The organism is Pseudogemmobacter faecipullorum (assembly GCF_020539525.1).
GTDB classification, from domain to species: Bacteria; Pseudomonadota; Alphaproteobacteria; order Rhodobacterales; family Rhodobacteraceae; genus Pseudogemmobacter; species Pseudogemmobacter faecipullorum.
Map to the genome: position 1 here is coordinate 233,066 of NZ_JACDXX010000004.1, position 15,097 is coordinate 248,162.

Genomic DNA, 15,097 nt, shown 5'->3' on the forward strand with positions numbered 1-15,097 from the left:
GCGCCTATATAACCCGGGCAAATGCCAAAGTCGAATGAGGAGCAACAGAATGGACGCCTCTGCCACCACGATTGATCCGGCCGAGGTCGCCAAGTTTGAGGCTATGGCTGCCGAATGGTGGGATCCGAAGGGCAAGTTTCGCCCGCTGCATCAGATGAACCCCTGCCGGCTGGATTATATCACCCGCCAGATTGCCGCTGAATTCGACCGCGACCTCGCCGGCGCTTTGCCGTTCAGCGGGCTGCGCCTGCTTGATATCGGCTGCGGCGGCGGGCTTTTGTCCGAGCCGATGGCCCGGCTCGGCGCGGATGTCACCGGCGCGGATGCGGCACCGAAGAATATTCCGGTGGCCCGGATCCATGCTGAGCAGTCGGGACTGCAGATAGATTACCGCAATACCACCGCCGAGGCGCTCGCTGAGGCAGGAGAGCAGTTCGATGTGGTGCTGAATATGGAAGTGGTCGAGCATGTCGCCGATCCTCTGGCCTATCTGACGGCCTGTCAGCGCCTGCTCAGACCGGGCGGGCTGATGATCTGCTCGACGCTGAACCGCAATGCCAAAAGCTTTGCCATGGCGATTGTCGGCGCCGAATGGGTGATGCGCTGGCTGCCCAAAGGCACGCATGACTGGCAGAAATTCATCACCCCGGATGAGCTTTACGCCCTGATCCGCCAGGCCGGGCTTGATCCGGTGGACCGCAAGGGTATGATTCTTAATCCGGTTTCCTGGCGCTGGGGCATCTCAGATCGCGATCTCTCGGTGAATTATGTGACGGCGAGCGTGAAACGGTGAAAACAGTGATCTTCTGGCTGGCTCTGCTTGTGGTGACGCTCTGGGGGGCTCTGGCGCTCCGGGTGCAGTTTGCGCAGATCTGGCCGCTGATCACCCTGGCAGCGGCGGTGGCGCTGGTGGTCTGGGCGCGGCTGGGGCCGGGCTATGGCTGGTGGGGGCTTGGTCTGCTGGCTTTGGGGCTTTTGGGCTGGTTTTTCAGTCTGACGCCGCGCCAGGACCGCGACTGGGCTGCGGATGTCGAACATATCGTCAGGGGCCGGATCGAGGGCGATCTCGTGCATCTGGAGAATATCCGCGCCTTCCGCTGGCGTGATGCCGATCACGCCGCGGAGGCCTGGACCAGCCGCACCATTGATCTGCGGCAGATCACCGGGGCGGATATGATCACCTCGGTCTGGGATAATCCCGATATTGCGCATCTGCTGGTCAGCTTCCGCTTTGCTGAGGGCGATCCGCTGACCTTTTCGGTCGAGATCCGCCGCGAGAAAGGTGAGAAATTCTCGGTTCTGGGCGGGTTCTTCCGCCAGTTTGAACTGGCGCTGATCGCCGCGGATGAGCGCGACATCGTGCAGTGGCGGGCCGTGCCCCGGGGCGAGGAGGTGCGGCTCTATCCGCTGCAGCTGCGCCCCGATCAGCTGGCTGAGGTGTTTTTGCAATACGTCGCTCTGGGCAATCAGCTCAATGAGGCGCCGCGCTGGTATAATACCGCGCTGTCGAACTGCACCACCGTGGTCTGGCAGCTGTCGAAAGTGCTGAGCCGTGATCTGCCGCTCAGCCCCAGCCTGCTGCTCTCTGGCCGCCTGCCGGAATATCTCGATGGTTTCGGCGTACTGGCCGGAGAGGGCAGCCTGAGTGACAAACGCGCAGCGGCGCTGATTTCGGAACGCGCCAGAGCCTGGCCGGAAAGTGGAAGCTTCTCGGCCTGGATCCGGCAGGATGGTAAGCTTGGTAAGCAGGAAGTGACGGAAGGTTTATGACGGGCGGGGTTTTGCGCAGGATACAGTCTTTCCTCTGGGCGGTGCTTGAGCGGGTGAGTGACGGCCATTTCGGCCTGGTGGCGGCAGGGGTAGCCTTTTACGCGATGTTTGCGGTCTTCCCCAGCCTGGCCGCCGTGGTGGCAATCTGGGGCATGATGGCCGATCCGGTGGTGATTGCCGGTTATCTGGCGATTGGCGAGCGCTTCCTGCCGCCCGATGCCAGCATTCTGGTGCATGATCAGGTGATGGGGCTGGTGAGTGCGCCCGCCGCGACACTGGGCTGGGCGACCGTTCTTTCGCTGCTGGTTGCGCTTTATTCGACCCGCAATGCCGTGGCGGCGCTGATCAGCGGGCTTGATGTGGTGCACCGCGCCACGCCGCGCGGCTTTCTGCGCGGCCTCGCGCGGGAGGTTACGCTGACCCTGGCGCTGATCGCGGCGCTGATTGCTGCCCTGGCAACGGTGGTGATCGTCCCGGTGCTGCTGGCACCGCTGGCGCTGGAGACCTGGGCGCCCTGGCTGATCCGGGTTCTGCCCTGGCTTGCGATGTTCTTCGCCGTGCTGGTCTGCCTGTCGATTCTGTTCCGCTATGGCCCCAACGTGCCAAAAGGCGAGAGATCGGCCTGGTTTTCCTTTGGCGTGATCTTTGCCGCGCTGGCCTGGGCCGGGGTTTCGATGGGCTTCTCGCTCTATCTTGAGAATTTCAACAGCTATAACCGGATCTACGGCTCGATCGGTGCGGCGATCATTCTGATGATGTGGCTCTATCTCTCGGTCTGGGCGATTCTGGCCGGGGGGGCGATCAATGCCGAGCTCGATCAGCGCCGCCGGATTTTGCGGCAGATGGGGCGCGAGCGGCACCGGATGCGCTGAAGCGGGTAGGGACAGAGACCCGGAGCACTGCGGGCCTGTCCTTCCCCAGTCTGAGCCGCGGGCAAAGGTATCAGAAGGGGAAGGGCGCGCGGCCGCTTCCCCCCCGTCTCAGCTTCCGCCTGGATCAGCCCTCCAGCAGGGGGCGCGTGCTTAATGCGCCATGAAGACCGGCAGCCCGGCCTGTTCGAGCAGGTTGCGGGTCGCCCCGCCGAGAATGGCCTCGCGGAAGCGCGAATGGCCATAGGCGCCCATCACCAGCAGATCGGCGCCCAGATCCTGGCATTGCCGTGCCAGCACATCCGAGACCCGCGGCAGAGTGCGGGCCAGAACCGAAACCTCGGCCCTGACGCCATGGCGCACCAGCAGCTGGCAGAGCGCGCCGCCCGGGTCCGAGCGTTCGAGGCCGGTGGCGGGGGGATCGATCACGGTGATAACCACCCGCGCAGCCCGCTTGAGGAAGGGCAGGGCCCGCCTTGCCGCCACCAGGGCCTCGCGGCTCTGGTTCCAGGCAAGCACGATGGTGCCGGGGCTGGCCTTGACCGCCGCTTTCTCGGGCACGATCAGCACCGGGGCCATGCCCTCGAACAGCGCCGCCTCAACGACGGCTTCGGCCTCGGCCCCATTGCCGGTGACATAGGGTTTGGGCAGTACCACCAGATCGGCATAGCGCGCCCGCATAGCCACCAGCTCATTGAGCGAGCCGAGCTGGGTGATGGCCGCATCCATCGACCAGCGCAGCATAGGAGGCTGGGCATTCAGGGCTTTTTTCAGCGCCGCTTCGGTCAGTTTCAGCTCTTCGGCGACCCGGTCTGCCTCCATCTGCAGCATGATGGTGCTGGTGCTCATGTAGGAATAGCCCAGCTGCGAGCGATCTGTGCCGAGGGCGAGCACTTCGAGATGCGCATCAGCATCCAGCGCGACCGTCGCGGCGCTTGCAATGGCAAGCTCGAGGCCGGTCTGCGAGCCGATCACGCTCAGCAATGATTTATAGGCCATTTTCACCCTCCGTGGCGGGCATCTTGCCCACGTTTATCAACGCAGCATTGCGCGCTCTGGCTCCGCTTCGCCTTGACCGAGGTCAAATCGCCGCTTTTGCGCGTCACGCGCGCGGGTCTTGACGCAGATCAAGGCAGCGTGATCGCCGGAACGGCTAGAGAATCCATGCCGACCCCCGGAGGCGGGGGCCTGTCCGGCATTCGGCCGGGCATATGCGGCCCCGTGAAAAGCGAGACGAGGGACAACCTATGTTGTGGGATTACCTGAAACTGATCGTGCTTGGCATGATTGCGGTACTGGCCGCAATCGCTGCCAATTATGCACGAGATCCCGCCTATCTGGCCAATGCGATCACCATCGCTCTGGCCGCTGTCATCACCTTTGTGGTGGTGCTGCGCCGGGTGGGCGAGCCGGTCAGAACCGACCGGACTGAATATTTTGACAGTGTGGTCCGGGCTGGCGTGATCGCCACCGCCTTCTGGGGCGTGATCGGCTTTCTTGTCGGCGTGGTCATTGCTTTGCAGCTGGCCTTCCCCTGGCTGAACTTTGAACTGCTGCAGGGTATTGGCAATTTTGGACGGCTGCGCCCGCTGCATACCTCTGCCGTGATCTTTGCCTTCGGCGGCAATGCTCTGATCGCCACCGCTTTCTACGTCGTCCAGCGTACCTCGGCGGTGCGGCTCTGGGGCGGCGGTCTCGGCTGGTTCGTGTTCTGGGGCTATAATCTCTTCATCGTTCTGGCGGCATCGAGCTATCTGCTCGGCGGCACCCAGGGCAAGGAATATGCCGAGCCGGTCTGGTATCTCGATATCTGGCTGACCATCGTCTGGGTGATGTTCTTCCTCGTCTATGCCGGAACGGTCATCAATCGCCGCGAGCCGCATATCTATGTGGCGAACTGGTTCTACCTCGCCTTCATCCTGACCATCGCCATGCTGCATCTCGTCAATAACATGGCGGTGCCGGTTTCGATCTTTGGCTCGGCCGCGGTTCAGGTGACCTCGGGCGTGCAGGATGCGATGATCCAGTGGTGGTACGGTCATAATGCCGTCGGCTTCTTCCTGACTGCCGGCTTCCTCGGCATGATGTATTATTTCGTGCCGAAACAGGCCGACCGCCCGGTCTACAGCTATAAGCTGTCGATCATCCACTTCTGGGCGCTGATCTTCCTCTATATCTGGGCCGGTCCGCACCATCTGCATTACACCGCTCTGCCCGAATGGGCGGCGACGCTTGGCATGGTGTTCTCGATCATCCTGTGGATGCCGAGCTGGGGCGGTATGATCAACGGGCTGATGACGCTGTCGGGGGCCTGGGACAAGCTGCGCACCGATCCGGTGCTGCGCATGATGGTGGCGGCAATCGCTTTCTACGGCATGGCGACCTTTGAGGGGCCGATGATGTCGATCAAGGCGGTGAACTCGCTGTCGCATTACACCGACTGGACCATCGGCCATGTGCATTCCGGCGCGCTTGGCTGGAACGGCATGATCACCTTCGGCGCGCTGTATTACCTGACGCCGAAACTCTGGAACCGCGACGGTCTCTATAGCCTCAGCGCCGTCTCCTGGCACTTCTGGCTCGCGACCATCGGCATCGTGCTCTACGCCTCTTCGATGTGGGTCTCGGGGATCATGGAGGGGCTGATGTGGCGTGAGGTTGATGCCAATGGCTTCCTCGTCAATGCCTTCGCCGACACGGTCGCAGCCAAAAAGCCGATGAATATCGTCCGCGCGCTTGGCGGGGCCATGTATCTGCTCGGGGCGCTGATCATGTGCTGGAACCTGTGGATGACGGTGAGGGGCCAGACGGCCCGCGCCCCGGTCAATGCCAATAACGCCATTGCGGCAGAGTGAGCGGGAAACAGATGTCACTTCTCGACAAACATAAACGTATCGAAACCCATGCAACTTTGCTGATGGTGCTGGCCTTTCTGACGGTCACCATCGGCGGGCTGGTGCAGATTGTGCCGCTGTTCTATCTGGAAAACACCATCGAGAAGGTAGAGGGGATGCGCCCCTATACCCCGCTCGAGCTGACCGGACGCGATATCTATATCCGCGAGGGCTGCTATGGCTGCCACAGCCAGATGATCCGGCCGATGCGCGATGAATATACCCGTTACGGCCATTACTCGCTGGCGGCGGAATCGATGTATGACCATCCGTTCCAGTGGGGCTCCAAACGCACCGGGCCGGATCTGGCGCGGGTGGGCGGGCGCTATTCGGATGAATGGCATGTCGATCACTTCATGGATGCCAAACAGGTCGTGCCGGAATCGGTGATGCCGCCCTATGGCTTCCTCGCCAGGGCAAAGCTGGATGGTCAGCATATTCAGGAGCTGATCGAGACCCAGGTGATCGTCGGCGTGCCCTATAGCGAAGAGATGGTGGAAAATGCCAAAGCCGATTTCCTTGCGCAGGCCAATCCTGATGCGGATACGGCAGGGCTGGAAGCGCGCTACGGCGCCGCGGCCTTCGGCAAAGCGGTGAATATCCGTAACTTCGACGGCCAGCAGGCACTGACCGAAATGGATGCGCTGATCGCCTATATGCAGGTTCTCGGTACGATGGTCGATTTCTCGACCTTCACCCGCGATCCGAACCGCTGAGGAGGCACAGATGGAACATTATTCCTTCCTGCGGACATTGGCCGACAGCTGGGGGCTGCTGGCGATGACGCTGTTCTTCCTTGCGATCATCGCCTGGGCCTTCCGGCCTGGTTCGCGCAAGACCCATGACGCAATCGCCAGTTCGATCTTCCGCAATGAGGCCCAGCCTGCGGCAGACCCCCGAAACAGCCAGCAGACGGAGGCGTGACAGATGTGCGCCAAGCAAGTGAAGCCGCGTGAGGGCGAGCCGCCGACCACCGGCCATGAATGGGATGGTATCCGCGAGTTTGACAATCCGATGCCGCGCTGGTGGCTCTGGACCTTCTATGCCTGCATCGTCTGGGGCATTGGCTATACCATTGCCTATCCGGCCTGGCCGCTGCTGACCGAAGCCACGCGCGGGGTGATCGGTCACGACACCCGCGCCGATGTCGAGGGTGAGCTGGCCGAATGGGATGCGAAAAACGCGGCGATCAAGGAGCAGCTGATCGCGACGGATCTGACTGCGATCGGCGAGGATCCGCAGCTGGTCAGCTTTGCGGAAAATGCCGGGGCAGCCGTCTTCCGCACCAATTGCGCTCAGTGCCACGGCGCCGGGGCAGCCGGGGTGCAGAGCCTTGGCTATGCCAATCTGCTCGATGATGACTGGCTCTGGGGCGGGGATATGGAGGCGATCTATCTGACCGTTTCCCATGGCATTCGCAATACGACCGATCCCGAGGCACGCTATTCGGAAATGCCGAAATTCGGCGCTGATGGCCTGCTCGATAAGGGCCAGGTCGGCGATGTGGTTGAATATGTGCTGCAGCTTTCGGGCCAGCAGCATGAGGCGGGCCGCGCCCGTGCCGGGGCGGTGGTCTATGCCGATAACTGCATGGCCTGCCACGGAGAGAACGGTGAGGGCGACCGCGAACAGGGGGCGCCGAAGCTGACCGATGCGGTCTGGCTCTATGGGGGCAGCCGCGAGGATATCACCCATAGCGTCAATTTCGCGCGTTTCGGGGTGATGCCGAACTGGAACACCCGCCTGAGCGAGGATGAACTCCGCGCTGTCAGCTGGTATGTCCATGGTCTCGGCGGTGGCGAGTAAGCCGCCGGATCACAGAGCGACAGGGGAAAAGGGGCCAGAGGGCCCCTTTTCTTATGGGCCCGACCGGGGCGCGGGCAGAGGCGGAACGGAATATCGCGCCACTCGTTCTACAGCTGTTCTGCCCCGGCAGAACCGGTGCAGGAGGGCGAGATGACACATCCGGGTGACGGTGAGAAAACCAGCACATTGCCTGGTGCCGGAGATGGTCCGGAGCGGGATAAGCGCGAAGGCCTGCGCCCGGAGGGCGAGGCCTCAGGCCCGGGCAAGTCCGATGCCCCCGGCAGGCGGCCCGCCGGCCCCGGCCCAGATACCTGGGCTGAGGCGCACAGCCAGGCTGCAGCCCCGGCTCCTCCTGGCCCGGCATACCGGCCGCACCGCGGGCCGCGTGAGCGGCTGGATCATCAGGCCGATGGCCAGCTCGCTGATCATCAGGCCAGAGAAGACCTGCCCCGCAAAGACCTGTCCCGGCAAAGACCTGCCCGTCGCCGGACATGCCACCGCCCCTGAGGGGAAATACTTTTCTGTCAGAGATATGAGAGAGAAGTGGTGGCGAGGGAGGGACTCGAACCCTCGACCTCGCGATTATGAGTCGCGCGCTCTAACCAGCTGAGCTACCTAGCCACTGGGCGGGGGAATAAGCTGAGGGCGTGGGAGGGTCAAGGGGGAAATCAGTATTTTTCCCGATGAAGTTCCGCCAGCGGCCACAGCAGGCTTTCAGGCCCGCAGAATCCAGCCGGGTCCGGGGGTTAGACCCCAGGCCCCGGGCCGGTTCTGCCGCGTTCCGGCTGAATTCCTGGCCGGGATTCAGCCCTGTTCTGCTGCCTGGCTATGGGCGACACGGGGGCGCCCCGAGGCGGTGACGCTCAGCTCGGCCTCGATGAACAGCTTTTGCCCCTCAACCTCGGCTTCGCGCAGATGGCGCGCGCAGGTGATGCGCAGATCTTCGGCGCCTGCGGCCCGGGCGCGGGCCTCAGCTTCGGCGCGCAGCGCCTGTTCCAGCGCCGACAGCGCCTGTTCCAGATCGCCATAGGCTTTGGGCCCGCTGGTAAGGTGAATGACGAATCGCCCCTGGGCGGGCGAGGTGACGGTGCCACTGACGCGCTGGCTGATCTGCCCGGCCACCGCGCCGATCGCATTGGCGACCCCGGCATGTTCGGGCAGGATCATCTCGCAGCCCAGTTTTTTGCCGACCGCGCCATAGTAGAAGGGGGCCGAGGCGCCAAGGCCGATCACCGGCAGCGCCAGCCGGGCCGAAAGCGCCATCGTACCCTGATGCTGCGCCAGCCCGGCAAGCAGCAGGCTGTGCCGCGCCAGCTGTGCGGGATCCTCACCCTCAAAGCGGGGATCTTCGGCAAAAGCCGCTTCCAGCAGGCCCTCTGTGGTCTGCCGGGTCAGCTGATCAATGATCAGCTGCGCCATGCCAGCGGCATCCGCGGCGATCCTGTCGCCCGAGCCGCTGCGGCGCGAGGCCATCAGCTGCAGCGCTTTTTCAGCCGCCCCGGCATCCCAGTCGTTCAGCCCGCCGGTCACATGGCTGGCATCGGATGGGGTCACGCCCGAGAGCATGACCAGGCCGCGCGCCACCAGCCGGTCCAGCGCTGCCGCCTCAACCCGGGCCTGCAGGGCGCTGGCGACGGGCATCGGCCGGGTGATCCGCGCCAGCAAGGCCAGATCGCGGGGGCCGAGACCCGAGGCGGTCTCGCCCGAGGCCATCGGCACCACAAAGCGGCCGTCATATTCGCCCGGTGCCGGGCCGGAGAGCCAGCGCTCGAAAGCCTCATGCACCATCGGACCATGATCACGGGCCAGCAGCGAGACCGGCATCAGACGTCGCGGGCCAAGCCGCAGCCTGCCCTGCAGCCCGGCACTGAGCAGATGCACCTCGCTGTCACCGCCAAGGCCCGAGGTGCGCATCGCCACCGCCTCAACCATGGTGCGAAACGCCCCGACCCTTGCGCCTTCGGGGTCGATCTCGGGCAGGCCGTCGCGCAGCAGCGCCACATCGGTGGTGGTGCCGCCAATGTCTGAGACCAGCGCATCCGAGGCCCCGGTCAGCCAGCGCGCGCCGACGATCGAGGCGGCGGGGCCGGAGAGAATGGTCTCGATCGGCCGTTCGCGCACCTGCGCCGCGCCGATCAGCGCCCCGTCACCGCGCACCGCCATCAGCGGTGCCTCGATGCCGATCTGCGCAAGATGGCGTTCGCAGGCGGCGACGAGGCGGTCGATCATGCCGATCAGCCGGGCGTTCAGCACCGCCGTCAGCGCGCGTTTCGGCCCGTTCAGCTTTGCTGACAGCTCATGGCTGCAGGTGACGGCAGCGCCGGTGAGCCGGCGGATCACTGCCCGTGCGGCAATCTCATGGCCCGGGTTGCGGGTGGCGAAACGCGCCGCGACGGCAAAGCCCGAGACATCGCTCTGCAGCCCCTCGAGCGCCTGTTCCAGCGCGGCCAGATCCAGCGGTTCAGCCTCGATCCCGGCATGGGAATGCCCGCCGCCAATGCGGATCACCGGATCGCCCTTCATCGCCTCGGCCAGACCGGCCCGGGTCAGATCCTCTTCGTCAAAACCGATCGAGATCAGCGCCACGCGTGAGCCCTGGCCCTCGACCAGGGCATTGGTGGCAAGCGTTGTCGACAGCGAGACCAGCGCCACCTGATCGGGGCGCAGGCCCGAAGCCTCCAGCGCCCGGTCAATCGCGGCGCCGATGCCAATGGCCAGATCCTGGCGCGAGGTCAGCGCCTTGGCCTTGCCGAGCACCCGATTGGCCTCATCATCAAGGATCACCGCATCGGTATAGGTGCCGCCGGTATCGACGCCGAGGAAAAACGCCATTCTGCGTCCTTTGCTGTTCTGCACTGCCGCTTTTGCTGCTGCTTCTGCTAGCCTGAAATGGCGGGGGCAGCCGCTCTGGCTGCGACCTTTCACGTCGCACAAGCGCGGTTCCGCCTGCCGGACAGGCCGCGTTTCACCCTTCTCGCCGCCCGGGTTTCAGGTCATGATCCTGCTAGCATTCCGCCTGGATTTTCATCGCTATGTTCGGCTGTTCTCTGCGTTTTCTGTCTGTCCTGCTTCTGGCCCCGGCTCCGGCCCTGGCCGCTGATCATCCGCCCGGGCCGGTACAAAGCCTGGCGCTGGCTGTGACGCTTTATGATCAGGCGGCGGGCGCGGGCGATGCGCTGCAGATGGCGGTCGCGGTGCGTCTGGCCGGGGGGATCACCCTGCGTGAGGCGGATAACTGGCGCTCAGAAAAGCTCAAAGGCAAGGCGAAGGGCCTGCCCGGCCTGCCTGCGCCGGTCCTTGATCTGGTATTGTCTCCCGGCGCCTGGAGCGGGGCGCAGCTGATGGCCGAAGAGGATCCGGCCCTGGCCGATTTCCTCGCGCTCGAGCCGCCGCCGGCGCTGCAGGGCGGGGTAAGCCGTGCCCCAGGCATGCTGCAACCAGGCGAGCGCGTGGTCTGGCACCTGCCTTTCGCCGGGCAAAGCCCGGCCGAGATCGCGGTTTTCCCCCAGGCGGCAGCGGGTGAGCCCCGCGCATTGTCGCCGCTGTGGCGGGTTGATGCGACCGGGGGAGAGCCCATTTGCCCGGCCCGCCAGAGCCCTTGGCCCGCCTGCCGTTTTACCCCCGAGGCAAATGAATTTGTCGATGTGGTGCTGGAAAATCCCGGCGATGCGGCGCTGTCTTATGTGCTGATCAGTAATTGATGGGATCCCCCCGCCGAGCGCGCGCGCGCCACATTTTCCCCGCTGCCCTGCGCCGGTCCGCCCGGGGCAGGGCATTGTTTTCCCCGGGTCTTTCCCGGCCCGGCAGTCCTGATCCGGTGAGGAGCATTCAGATGCGTGTCTTTTTTCTCTCCCTGATCCTCGGATCGCTGCCGGTGCTGGCGGCGGCCGAGGCTGATCCGGCTGAGCCCGGCCTGCAGCAGGCTGGGCCCGAAGATCCGCCCACCGCGCGCAGCGGGGTTGCGCAGCTGGCGCAGGCCCATGAGCTTTTCGCGCTCGGCCAGGCGCAGGGCGATGCGCTGATGGTGCTGGCTGCGGCCAGAATGGCAGCCGGGGTCAGCACGGAGCCGGGGTCAGAGCTGAAACGCCAAACCAGTGGCCCTGCCGCCCCCGGCCAGGCCCCGGAGCCGGTGAGGGAACCGGCGGAGGCACCGGAGTTCTATACGCGCGCCCTCGCCATGGCCGGGGATGATCCGCTGCTGCTGGAGCTGATCGGACAGGCACCGGCGGGCAGCAGCCAGGGGCAGAGCCGCCGGGTTTTTGCATATAAGGCCGATCTGGCACCAGGCCAGACCGACAGCTGGGAGCTTGCGGTCACTGGCCAGGACAATGTCGAGATTGCGGTGCTGGGCGCGGGGAACCAGGAGCTGACAGTCAGCCTCAGCGATGCAAGCGGCCAGCTGCACTGCGCCGGTTCGGGGCCGGGGAGCCAGATCTATTGTGACGCTCATCCCGCCCCGGAAGGGCGGCTCTCTCTCACCATCGGCAATCCCGGTGCGGCGGCCAGCCGCTACCTTCTGCTGACCAACGGGCCCTGATCTGCGCGGGACGAACCGGCCCGCCCTGACCGGCGGTGCTTCGGGTCAGGGCGGCTCCGGCGGCTCAGTTATAGGTGGTCACGATCTCATTCAGCCAGGGCACAAAGCGCGAGACATCGACATAGGTCGAGAATTTCGCATCCTTGGCGCATTGCTCGCCCGCCTGGTCGGACAGGCCCCAGCTGACGATCCCGGCCTGAATATAGCTGCCATTTTCCAGTGGCACGACCAGCGGCCCGCCGGAATCGCCATCGCAGGAGGTATGCCCGCCCTCGAAAGTGCCTGAGCAGATCATATTCTCGCTCAGCGGCACCGGGGCTGCGGCAACCATCTCATCCCAGAGCGCATAGGCCTTGTCCTCGCTCAGCGCCATCACCCCGGCGGCAAAGGAAAAGCCGCTAATCGCCTCATCAGCGCGGCTCTCAATCATCACCTGATTGCACATGTCGCGGTCGAGCATCTGAATCTGCGCCTGGCGCAGATCGGTGGGCGGGGTGCCATCATTTTGCAGCCCCCAGCCGGTCACAACCGTGGTGATGCCAGGCCTGCGCAGCAGATCGCCGTAATCGGCATCGGGAATATTGATGGTCTGATAGGCCACCGAAGGGCTGCGGGTCAGCCTGATCAGCGCGATGTCATAATCGAAATCATTCACATCATATGAAGGGTGGCTGTAGATCGAGGCGACATCGATCCGGTCGCCGCTGCCGTCGAGGCGGTTGGTGCCGACCACGATCGAGATTTCGCGCGGATCGAGGGCCACCGGCTCGTCATCCGGGCCTTTATGTATCACGCAATGCGCTGCGGTCAGCACCCACTGATCCATCACCATCGAGCCGCCGCAGAACTGGCTGTTGGCGCTGACCGGCTGATCGGCAAGGGTCAGCGCCACCTGCCAGGGCCAGGCCCCATCGGCGGCAATCGTCCCGCCCACGACTTTCGCCCCCGAAGGCGCCTCAGCCGCTGCGGCTGTCCGGGCGGCCTTCCCCCCCGAGGCGACAAAATCGAAGGGGGATGAGGGGCCATCCGGGGCAGCGGAGAAGGCGGGCACCTCGGCCGCGGCCATGCCCGCCGCCAGCAGGATCAGCACGCAGAACGGGCCTGTCAGGGAATGTCTCATCTCAGGGTCCTTTCGGTGGCGGGGTGCTGTCGGGGGCCCCTGGTTTCAGGCGCAGGATCTGACGGATCATGGTCAGCTCTGCAGGTTTCATCGCGAAACCGCGCGTCGTGGTTTCGTCATCTCCAGGGTCAAGCTGCTCTGTCAGCCAGAGCGTCATAGCGCTTTCGCCGCCCTGGGGCAGGGCCCGGTTGCGCGGCAGCGCGGCCAGGGTGGTCAGATCGGCGCGCGGCCCGCGTGCTTTGTCGGCTGGCACGGCAAGGATCCACACTTCCTCGATGCCGGGGCTGGTGAAAGGGTCAATCTGCAGGCCAACCCTGACGCTTTCGCCAGGGGCAAGGCGGTTGACCATATGATCGCCCGGCCAGATCGGCTGCACTTCCCAGTCGGTGGCAAGGTAAAGCACGCTGACATCCTGGGGCTTGCCCGAGCGGTTGGTCAGGCTGAGCCAGAGCTGATCGCAGCTCTGAACCCCGAGGGCGGGATCATATGGCGCTCCCTTGCCGGCTTTGCCGGTACAGCTGCCCTCGCGCCGCTCGCCGGGGCGGCGCTCGGTCCCGACCGCGATCACTTCGGTTCTGGTCAGGCCGCGCCCGGCGGCGGTGCTGAGCAGCTGTTGCAGCTGGCGCCCATAGGCGAGGGTCTCCAGTGCCCGGGCAAGCGCTGTTTCGGCACTTTCACCCGCCGCAGCGCTGATGCGCAGCGAGCTGCCCGGCCCTTCGGGATCGAGCAGGCCATCCGGCCCGGCCAGGGCAATCGCCCCGCCGGTCAGCACCGGCAGGAAATCGGCTTTGCCGCCTGCCGCGGCGCGGCTGGCGGCCAGGGCCTGTTCCCAGGCGGTGTAATCATAACCATCCCCGTCATCCTGGCGGCGCGGTGGTGCGAGCCGGAGCGGTTCAGCGGGGGGCTGGGCGCTCAGCTCGGCCCAGGCCGCGCCTTCGGGCAGCGGACCGGACAGCAGGGCCTCGCGCGCCGTGACCTTGCCAAGGGTGATCTCGCCCAGAGGCGCCCCGCCCGCCCCTTCAGCATAGAGCGTCATCACCGCGCCTTCGCGCAGCCCCTGGAGCAGCCCGGCCTGCAGCCGGCCTGCCTCAAGGCGCATCCGGGCATTGCTCTGCCCCTCGCCAAAGACCGCGCTGTGCAGCATCGAGCCTTCGCCATCAGGCAATTGCCGCACCGGCCCCTGGATCATCGCATCCGAGGTTGCGGCCAGCACCTGGGCCCAGCTGGCCCCGGGGGCGCTGGCCAGAACACCGGCCAGCCGCAGGGTAAATTCGCCATGCCAGATTCCGGTCTCACCCAGCGGATATTCGTAAGAGCGCTCCTCGGCCTGAGAAGAATAGAGAAAGACGTAATCCCCGGTCAGGCTGCTTTCCCCGGTGAAGGCGACGGGGGGGCTGTCTTCGGGAATGCCGAGCTGTTCCGGCGCGAGGCTGCGGGCGACGCCGGTGACGGCTTCGCCGCCCTGGCCACGAAAGCCGGTGGCGGAATGGCAGGCATCGATCACGCCCACCAGTCTGACGCCGCGCGCCAGCAAAGCGCTGGCCCAGGACTGCAGCTCATCATCGATAAAGGCGTTTTCGACCCTGCCCGCCGCGCCATCCCAGCCCGCCGCATCCATTGGCAAGAGGATCTCATCATAGCCGCCGCCCTCATCGCCATTCTGATCCGGAGCCTGTGAGCCATGGCCTGAGAAATAGAAAAATACTGTATCGCCTGGCGCGGCTTTCTCCTGCAGCTCTGCCATTGCGGCAAGAATTCCGGCGCGGTCGGGGCGGCCGGTGCGGATGCCTTCGGGCAGGCCAGCTGCTCCGGTCAGACTGGTCAGACCGGTGCTGGTCAGGCCGGTGCTGAGCAGGGTCATCGCCCCGGGGGCGACGCCGCGCAAAGCAAGGGTCTCGCTCATCAGCCGCGCATCATTCGGCGGGCCGAGCAGATCGGCATCGAGATGGATATATTCGCCGACCCCGATCAGCAAAGCATGGACTTCGGCCCGGGCCGGACCGGCATTCAGCAGGCTGCTGCACAAAAGGGCATATGTCAGGGCGCGGATCATGAGCGAAACATGCCGGGCCGGGGAAGGTCCGGCAAGCCCTGGTGCAGA

Annotated in this window: 13 protein-coding genes and 1 tRNA gene; 9 read left to right on the forward strand and 5 right to left on the reverse strand. The window is 65.0% G+C overall.

The features are described 5' to 3' along the window. Window positions 1–49 precede the first annotated feature (49 nt). Genes ubiG through H0485_RS06330 form a run of 3 tightly spaced genes read left to right on the forward strand, consistent with a single transcriptional unit; the run spans window position 50 to window position 2,642 of the window. Window positions 50–793 carry a bifunctional 2-polyprenyl-6-hydroxyphenol methylase/3-demethylubiquinol 3-O-methyltransferase UbiG gene (gene ubiG, locus H0485_RS06320; RefSeq protein WP_226934520.1) on the forward strand — a complete coding sequence of 248 codons (744 nt, stop codon included), beginning with the start codon at window positions 50–52 and terminating at the stop codon, window positions 791–793. Then, complete coding sequence (locus tag H0485_RS06325; RefSeq protein ID WP_226934521.1) at window positions 790–1,770, forward strand: Lnb N-terminal periplasmic domain-containing protein; 981 nt, start codon at window positions 790–792, stop codon at window positions 1,768–1,770. The genes ubiG and H0485_RS06325 overlap by 4 nt, the downstream gene beginning before the upstream one ends. Beyond that, window positions 1,767–2,642, forward strand: coding sequence for a YihY/virulence factor BrkB family protein (locus tag H0485_RS06330; protein ID WP_226934522.1), 876 nt, complete (start codon window positions 1,767–1,769; stop codon window positions 2,640–2,642). The genes H0485_RS06325 and H0485_RS06330 overlap by 4 nt, the downstream gene beginning before the upstream one ends. A gap of 150 nt (window positions 2,643–2,792) precedes the next feature. On the opposite strand, the gene H0485_RS06335 is transcribed toward H0485_RS06330, so the two are convergent. Continuing rightward, a complete protein-coding gene (locus tag H0485_RS06335; RefSeq protein WP_226934523.1) occupies window positions 2,793–3,638 on the reverse strand; it encodes a universal stress protein in 846 nt (281 codons plus the stop codon). Between the two features lie 251 nt (window positions 3,639–3,889). On the opposite strand from H0485_RS06335, the gene ccoN reads away from it, so the two are divergent. From ccoN to ccoP, 4 genes are read left to right on the forward strand one after another with little or no spacing between them, the layout of a single operon-like run. Further along, window positions 3,890–5,494 (forward strand): cytochrome-c oxidase, cbb3-type subunit I, encoded by a 1,605-nt coding sequence (gene ccoN / locus H0485_RS06340; RefSeq protein ID WP_226934578.1) that lies wholly within the window; start codon window positions 3,890–3,892, stop codon window positions 5,492–5,494. A gap of 11 nt (window positions 5,495–5,505) precedes the next feature. Continuing rightward, window positions 5,506–6,249, forward strand: coding sequence for a cytochrome-c oxidase, cbb3-type subunit II (gene ccoO / locus H0485_RS06345; RefSeq protein WP_226934524.1), 744 nt, complete (start codon window positions 5,506–5,508; stop codon window positions 6,247–6,249). 10 nt (window positions 6,250–6,259) lie between these two features. After that, on the forward strand, window positions 6,260–6,457 hold the full coding sequence (locus H0485_RS06350; RefSeq protein WP_226934525.1) for a cbb3-type cytochrome c oxidase subunit 3: 198 nt from the start codon (window positions 6,260–6,262) through the stop codon (window positions 6,455–6,457). Window positions 6,458–6,460: 3 nt separating this feature from the next. Then, window positions 6,461–7,339, forward strand: a complete 879-nt coding sequence (ccoP, locus tag H0485_RS06355; RefSeq protein ID WP_226934526.1) for a cytochrome-c oxidase, cbb3-type subunit III — start codon at window positions 6,461–6,463, stop codon at window positions 7,337–7,339. A 544-nt stretch (window positions 7,340–7,883) separates the two neighbouring features. On the opposite strand, the gene H0485_RS06360 is transcribed toward ccoP, so the two are convergent. Beyond that, window positions 7,884–7,960: transfer RNA gene (locus H0485_RS06360), tRNA-Met, on the reverse strand. Between the two features lie 183 nt (window positions 7,961–8,143). Further along, window positions 8,144–10,171: a hydantoinase/oxoprolinase family protein gene (locus H0485_RS06365; RefSeq protein ID WP_226934527.1), complete on the reverse strand. Its 2,028-nt coding sequence runs from the start codon at window positions 10,169–10,171 to the stop codon at window positions 8,144–8,146. 200 nt (window positions 10,172–10,371) lie between these two features. On the opposite strand from H0485_RS06365, the gene H0485_RS06370 reads away from it, so the two are divergent. Beyond that, a complete protein-coding gene (locus H0485_RS06370) occupies window positions 10,372–11,040 on the forward strand; it encodes a hypothetical protein (protein WP_226934528.1) in 669 nt (222 codons plus the stop codon). Window positions 11,041–11,171: 131 nt separating this feature from the next. Next, window positions 11,172–11,876 carry a hypothetical protein gene (locus H0485_RS06375; RefSeq protein ID WP_226934529.1) on the forward strand — a complete coding sequence of 235 codons (705 nt, stop codon included), beginning with the start codon at window positions 11,172–11,174 and terminating at the stop codon, window positions 11,874–11,876. A gap of 64 nt (window positions 11,877–11,940) precedes the next feature. Here H0485_RS06375 and H0485_RS06380 read toward each other — a convergent pair whose 3' ends face one another. Together H0485_RS06380 and H0485_RS06385 are read right to left on the reverse strand one after the other, a co-directional pair. Further along, window positions 11,941–12,996 carry a serine protease gene (locus H0485_RS06380; protein ID WP_226934530.1) on the reverse strand — a complete coding sequence of 352 codons (1,056 nt, stop codon included), beginning with the start codon at window positions 12,994–12,996 and terminating at the stop codon, window positions 11,941–11,943. A 1-nt stretch (window position 12,997) separates the two neighbouring features. Beyond that, on the reverse strand, window positions 12,998–15,049 hold the full coding sequence (locus H0485_RS06385; protein ID WP_226934531.1) for a caspase family protein: 2,052 nt from the start codon (window positions 15,047–15,049) through the stop codon (window positions 12,998–13,000). Window positions 15,050–15,097: the final 48 nt, after the last annotated feature.

Coding starts and splice junctions, on each gene's coding strand:
- H0485_RS06350 (WP_226934525.1), top strand. CDS start 6,260: ATGGAACATTATTCCTTCCTGCGGACATTGGCCGACAGCTGGGGGCTG.
- H0485_RS06330 (WP_226934522.1), top strand. CDS start 1,767: ATGACGGGCGGGGTTTTGCGCAGGATACAGTCTTTCCTCTGGGCGGTG.
- H0485_RS06385 (WP_226934531.1), bottom strand. CDS start 15,049: ATGATCCGCGCCCTGACATATGCCCTTTTGTGCAGCAGCCTGCTGAAT.
- H0485_RS06365 (WP_226934527.1), bottom strand. CDS start 10,171: ATGGCGTTTTTCCTCGGCGTCGATACCGGCGGCACCTATACCGATGCG.
- H0485_RS06380 (WP_226934530.1), bottom strand. CDS start 12,996: ATGAGACATTCCCTGACAGGCCCGTTCTGCGTGCTGATCCTGCTGGCG.
- ubiG (WP_226934520.1), top strand. CDS start 50: ATGGACGCCTCTGCCACCACGATTGATCCGGCCGAGGTCGCCAAGTTT.
- H0485_RS06335 (WP_226934523.1), bottom strand. CDS start 3,638: ATGGCCTATAAATCATTGCTGAGCGTGATCGGCTCGCAGACCGGCCTC.
- H0485_RS06375 (WP_226934529.1), top strand. CDS start 11,172: ATGCGTGTCTTTTTTCTCTCCCTGATCCTCGGATCGCTGCCGGTGCTG.
- H0485_RS06370 (WP_226934528.1), top strand. CDS start 10,372: ATGTTCGGCTGTTCTCTGCGTTTTCTGTCTGTCCTGCTTCTGGCCCCG.
- ccoP (WP_226934526.1), top strand. CDS start 6,461: ATGTGCGCCAAGCAAGTGAAGCCGCGTGAGGGCGAGCCGCCGACCACC.
- ccoO (WP_226934524.1), top strand. CDS start 5,506: ATGTCACTTCTCGACAAACATAAACGTATCGAAACCCATGCAACTTTG.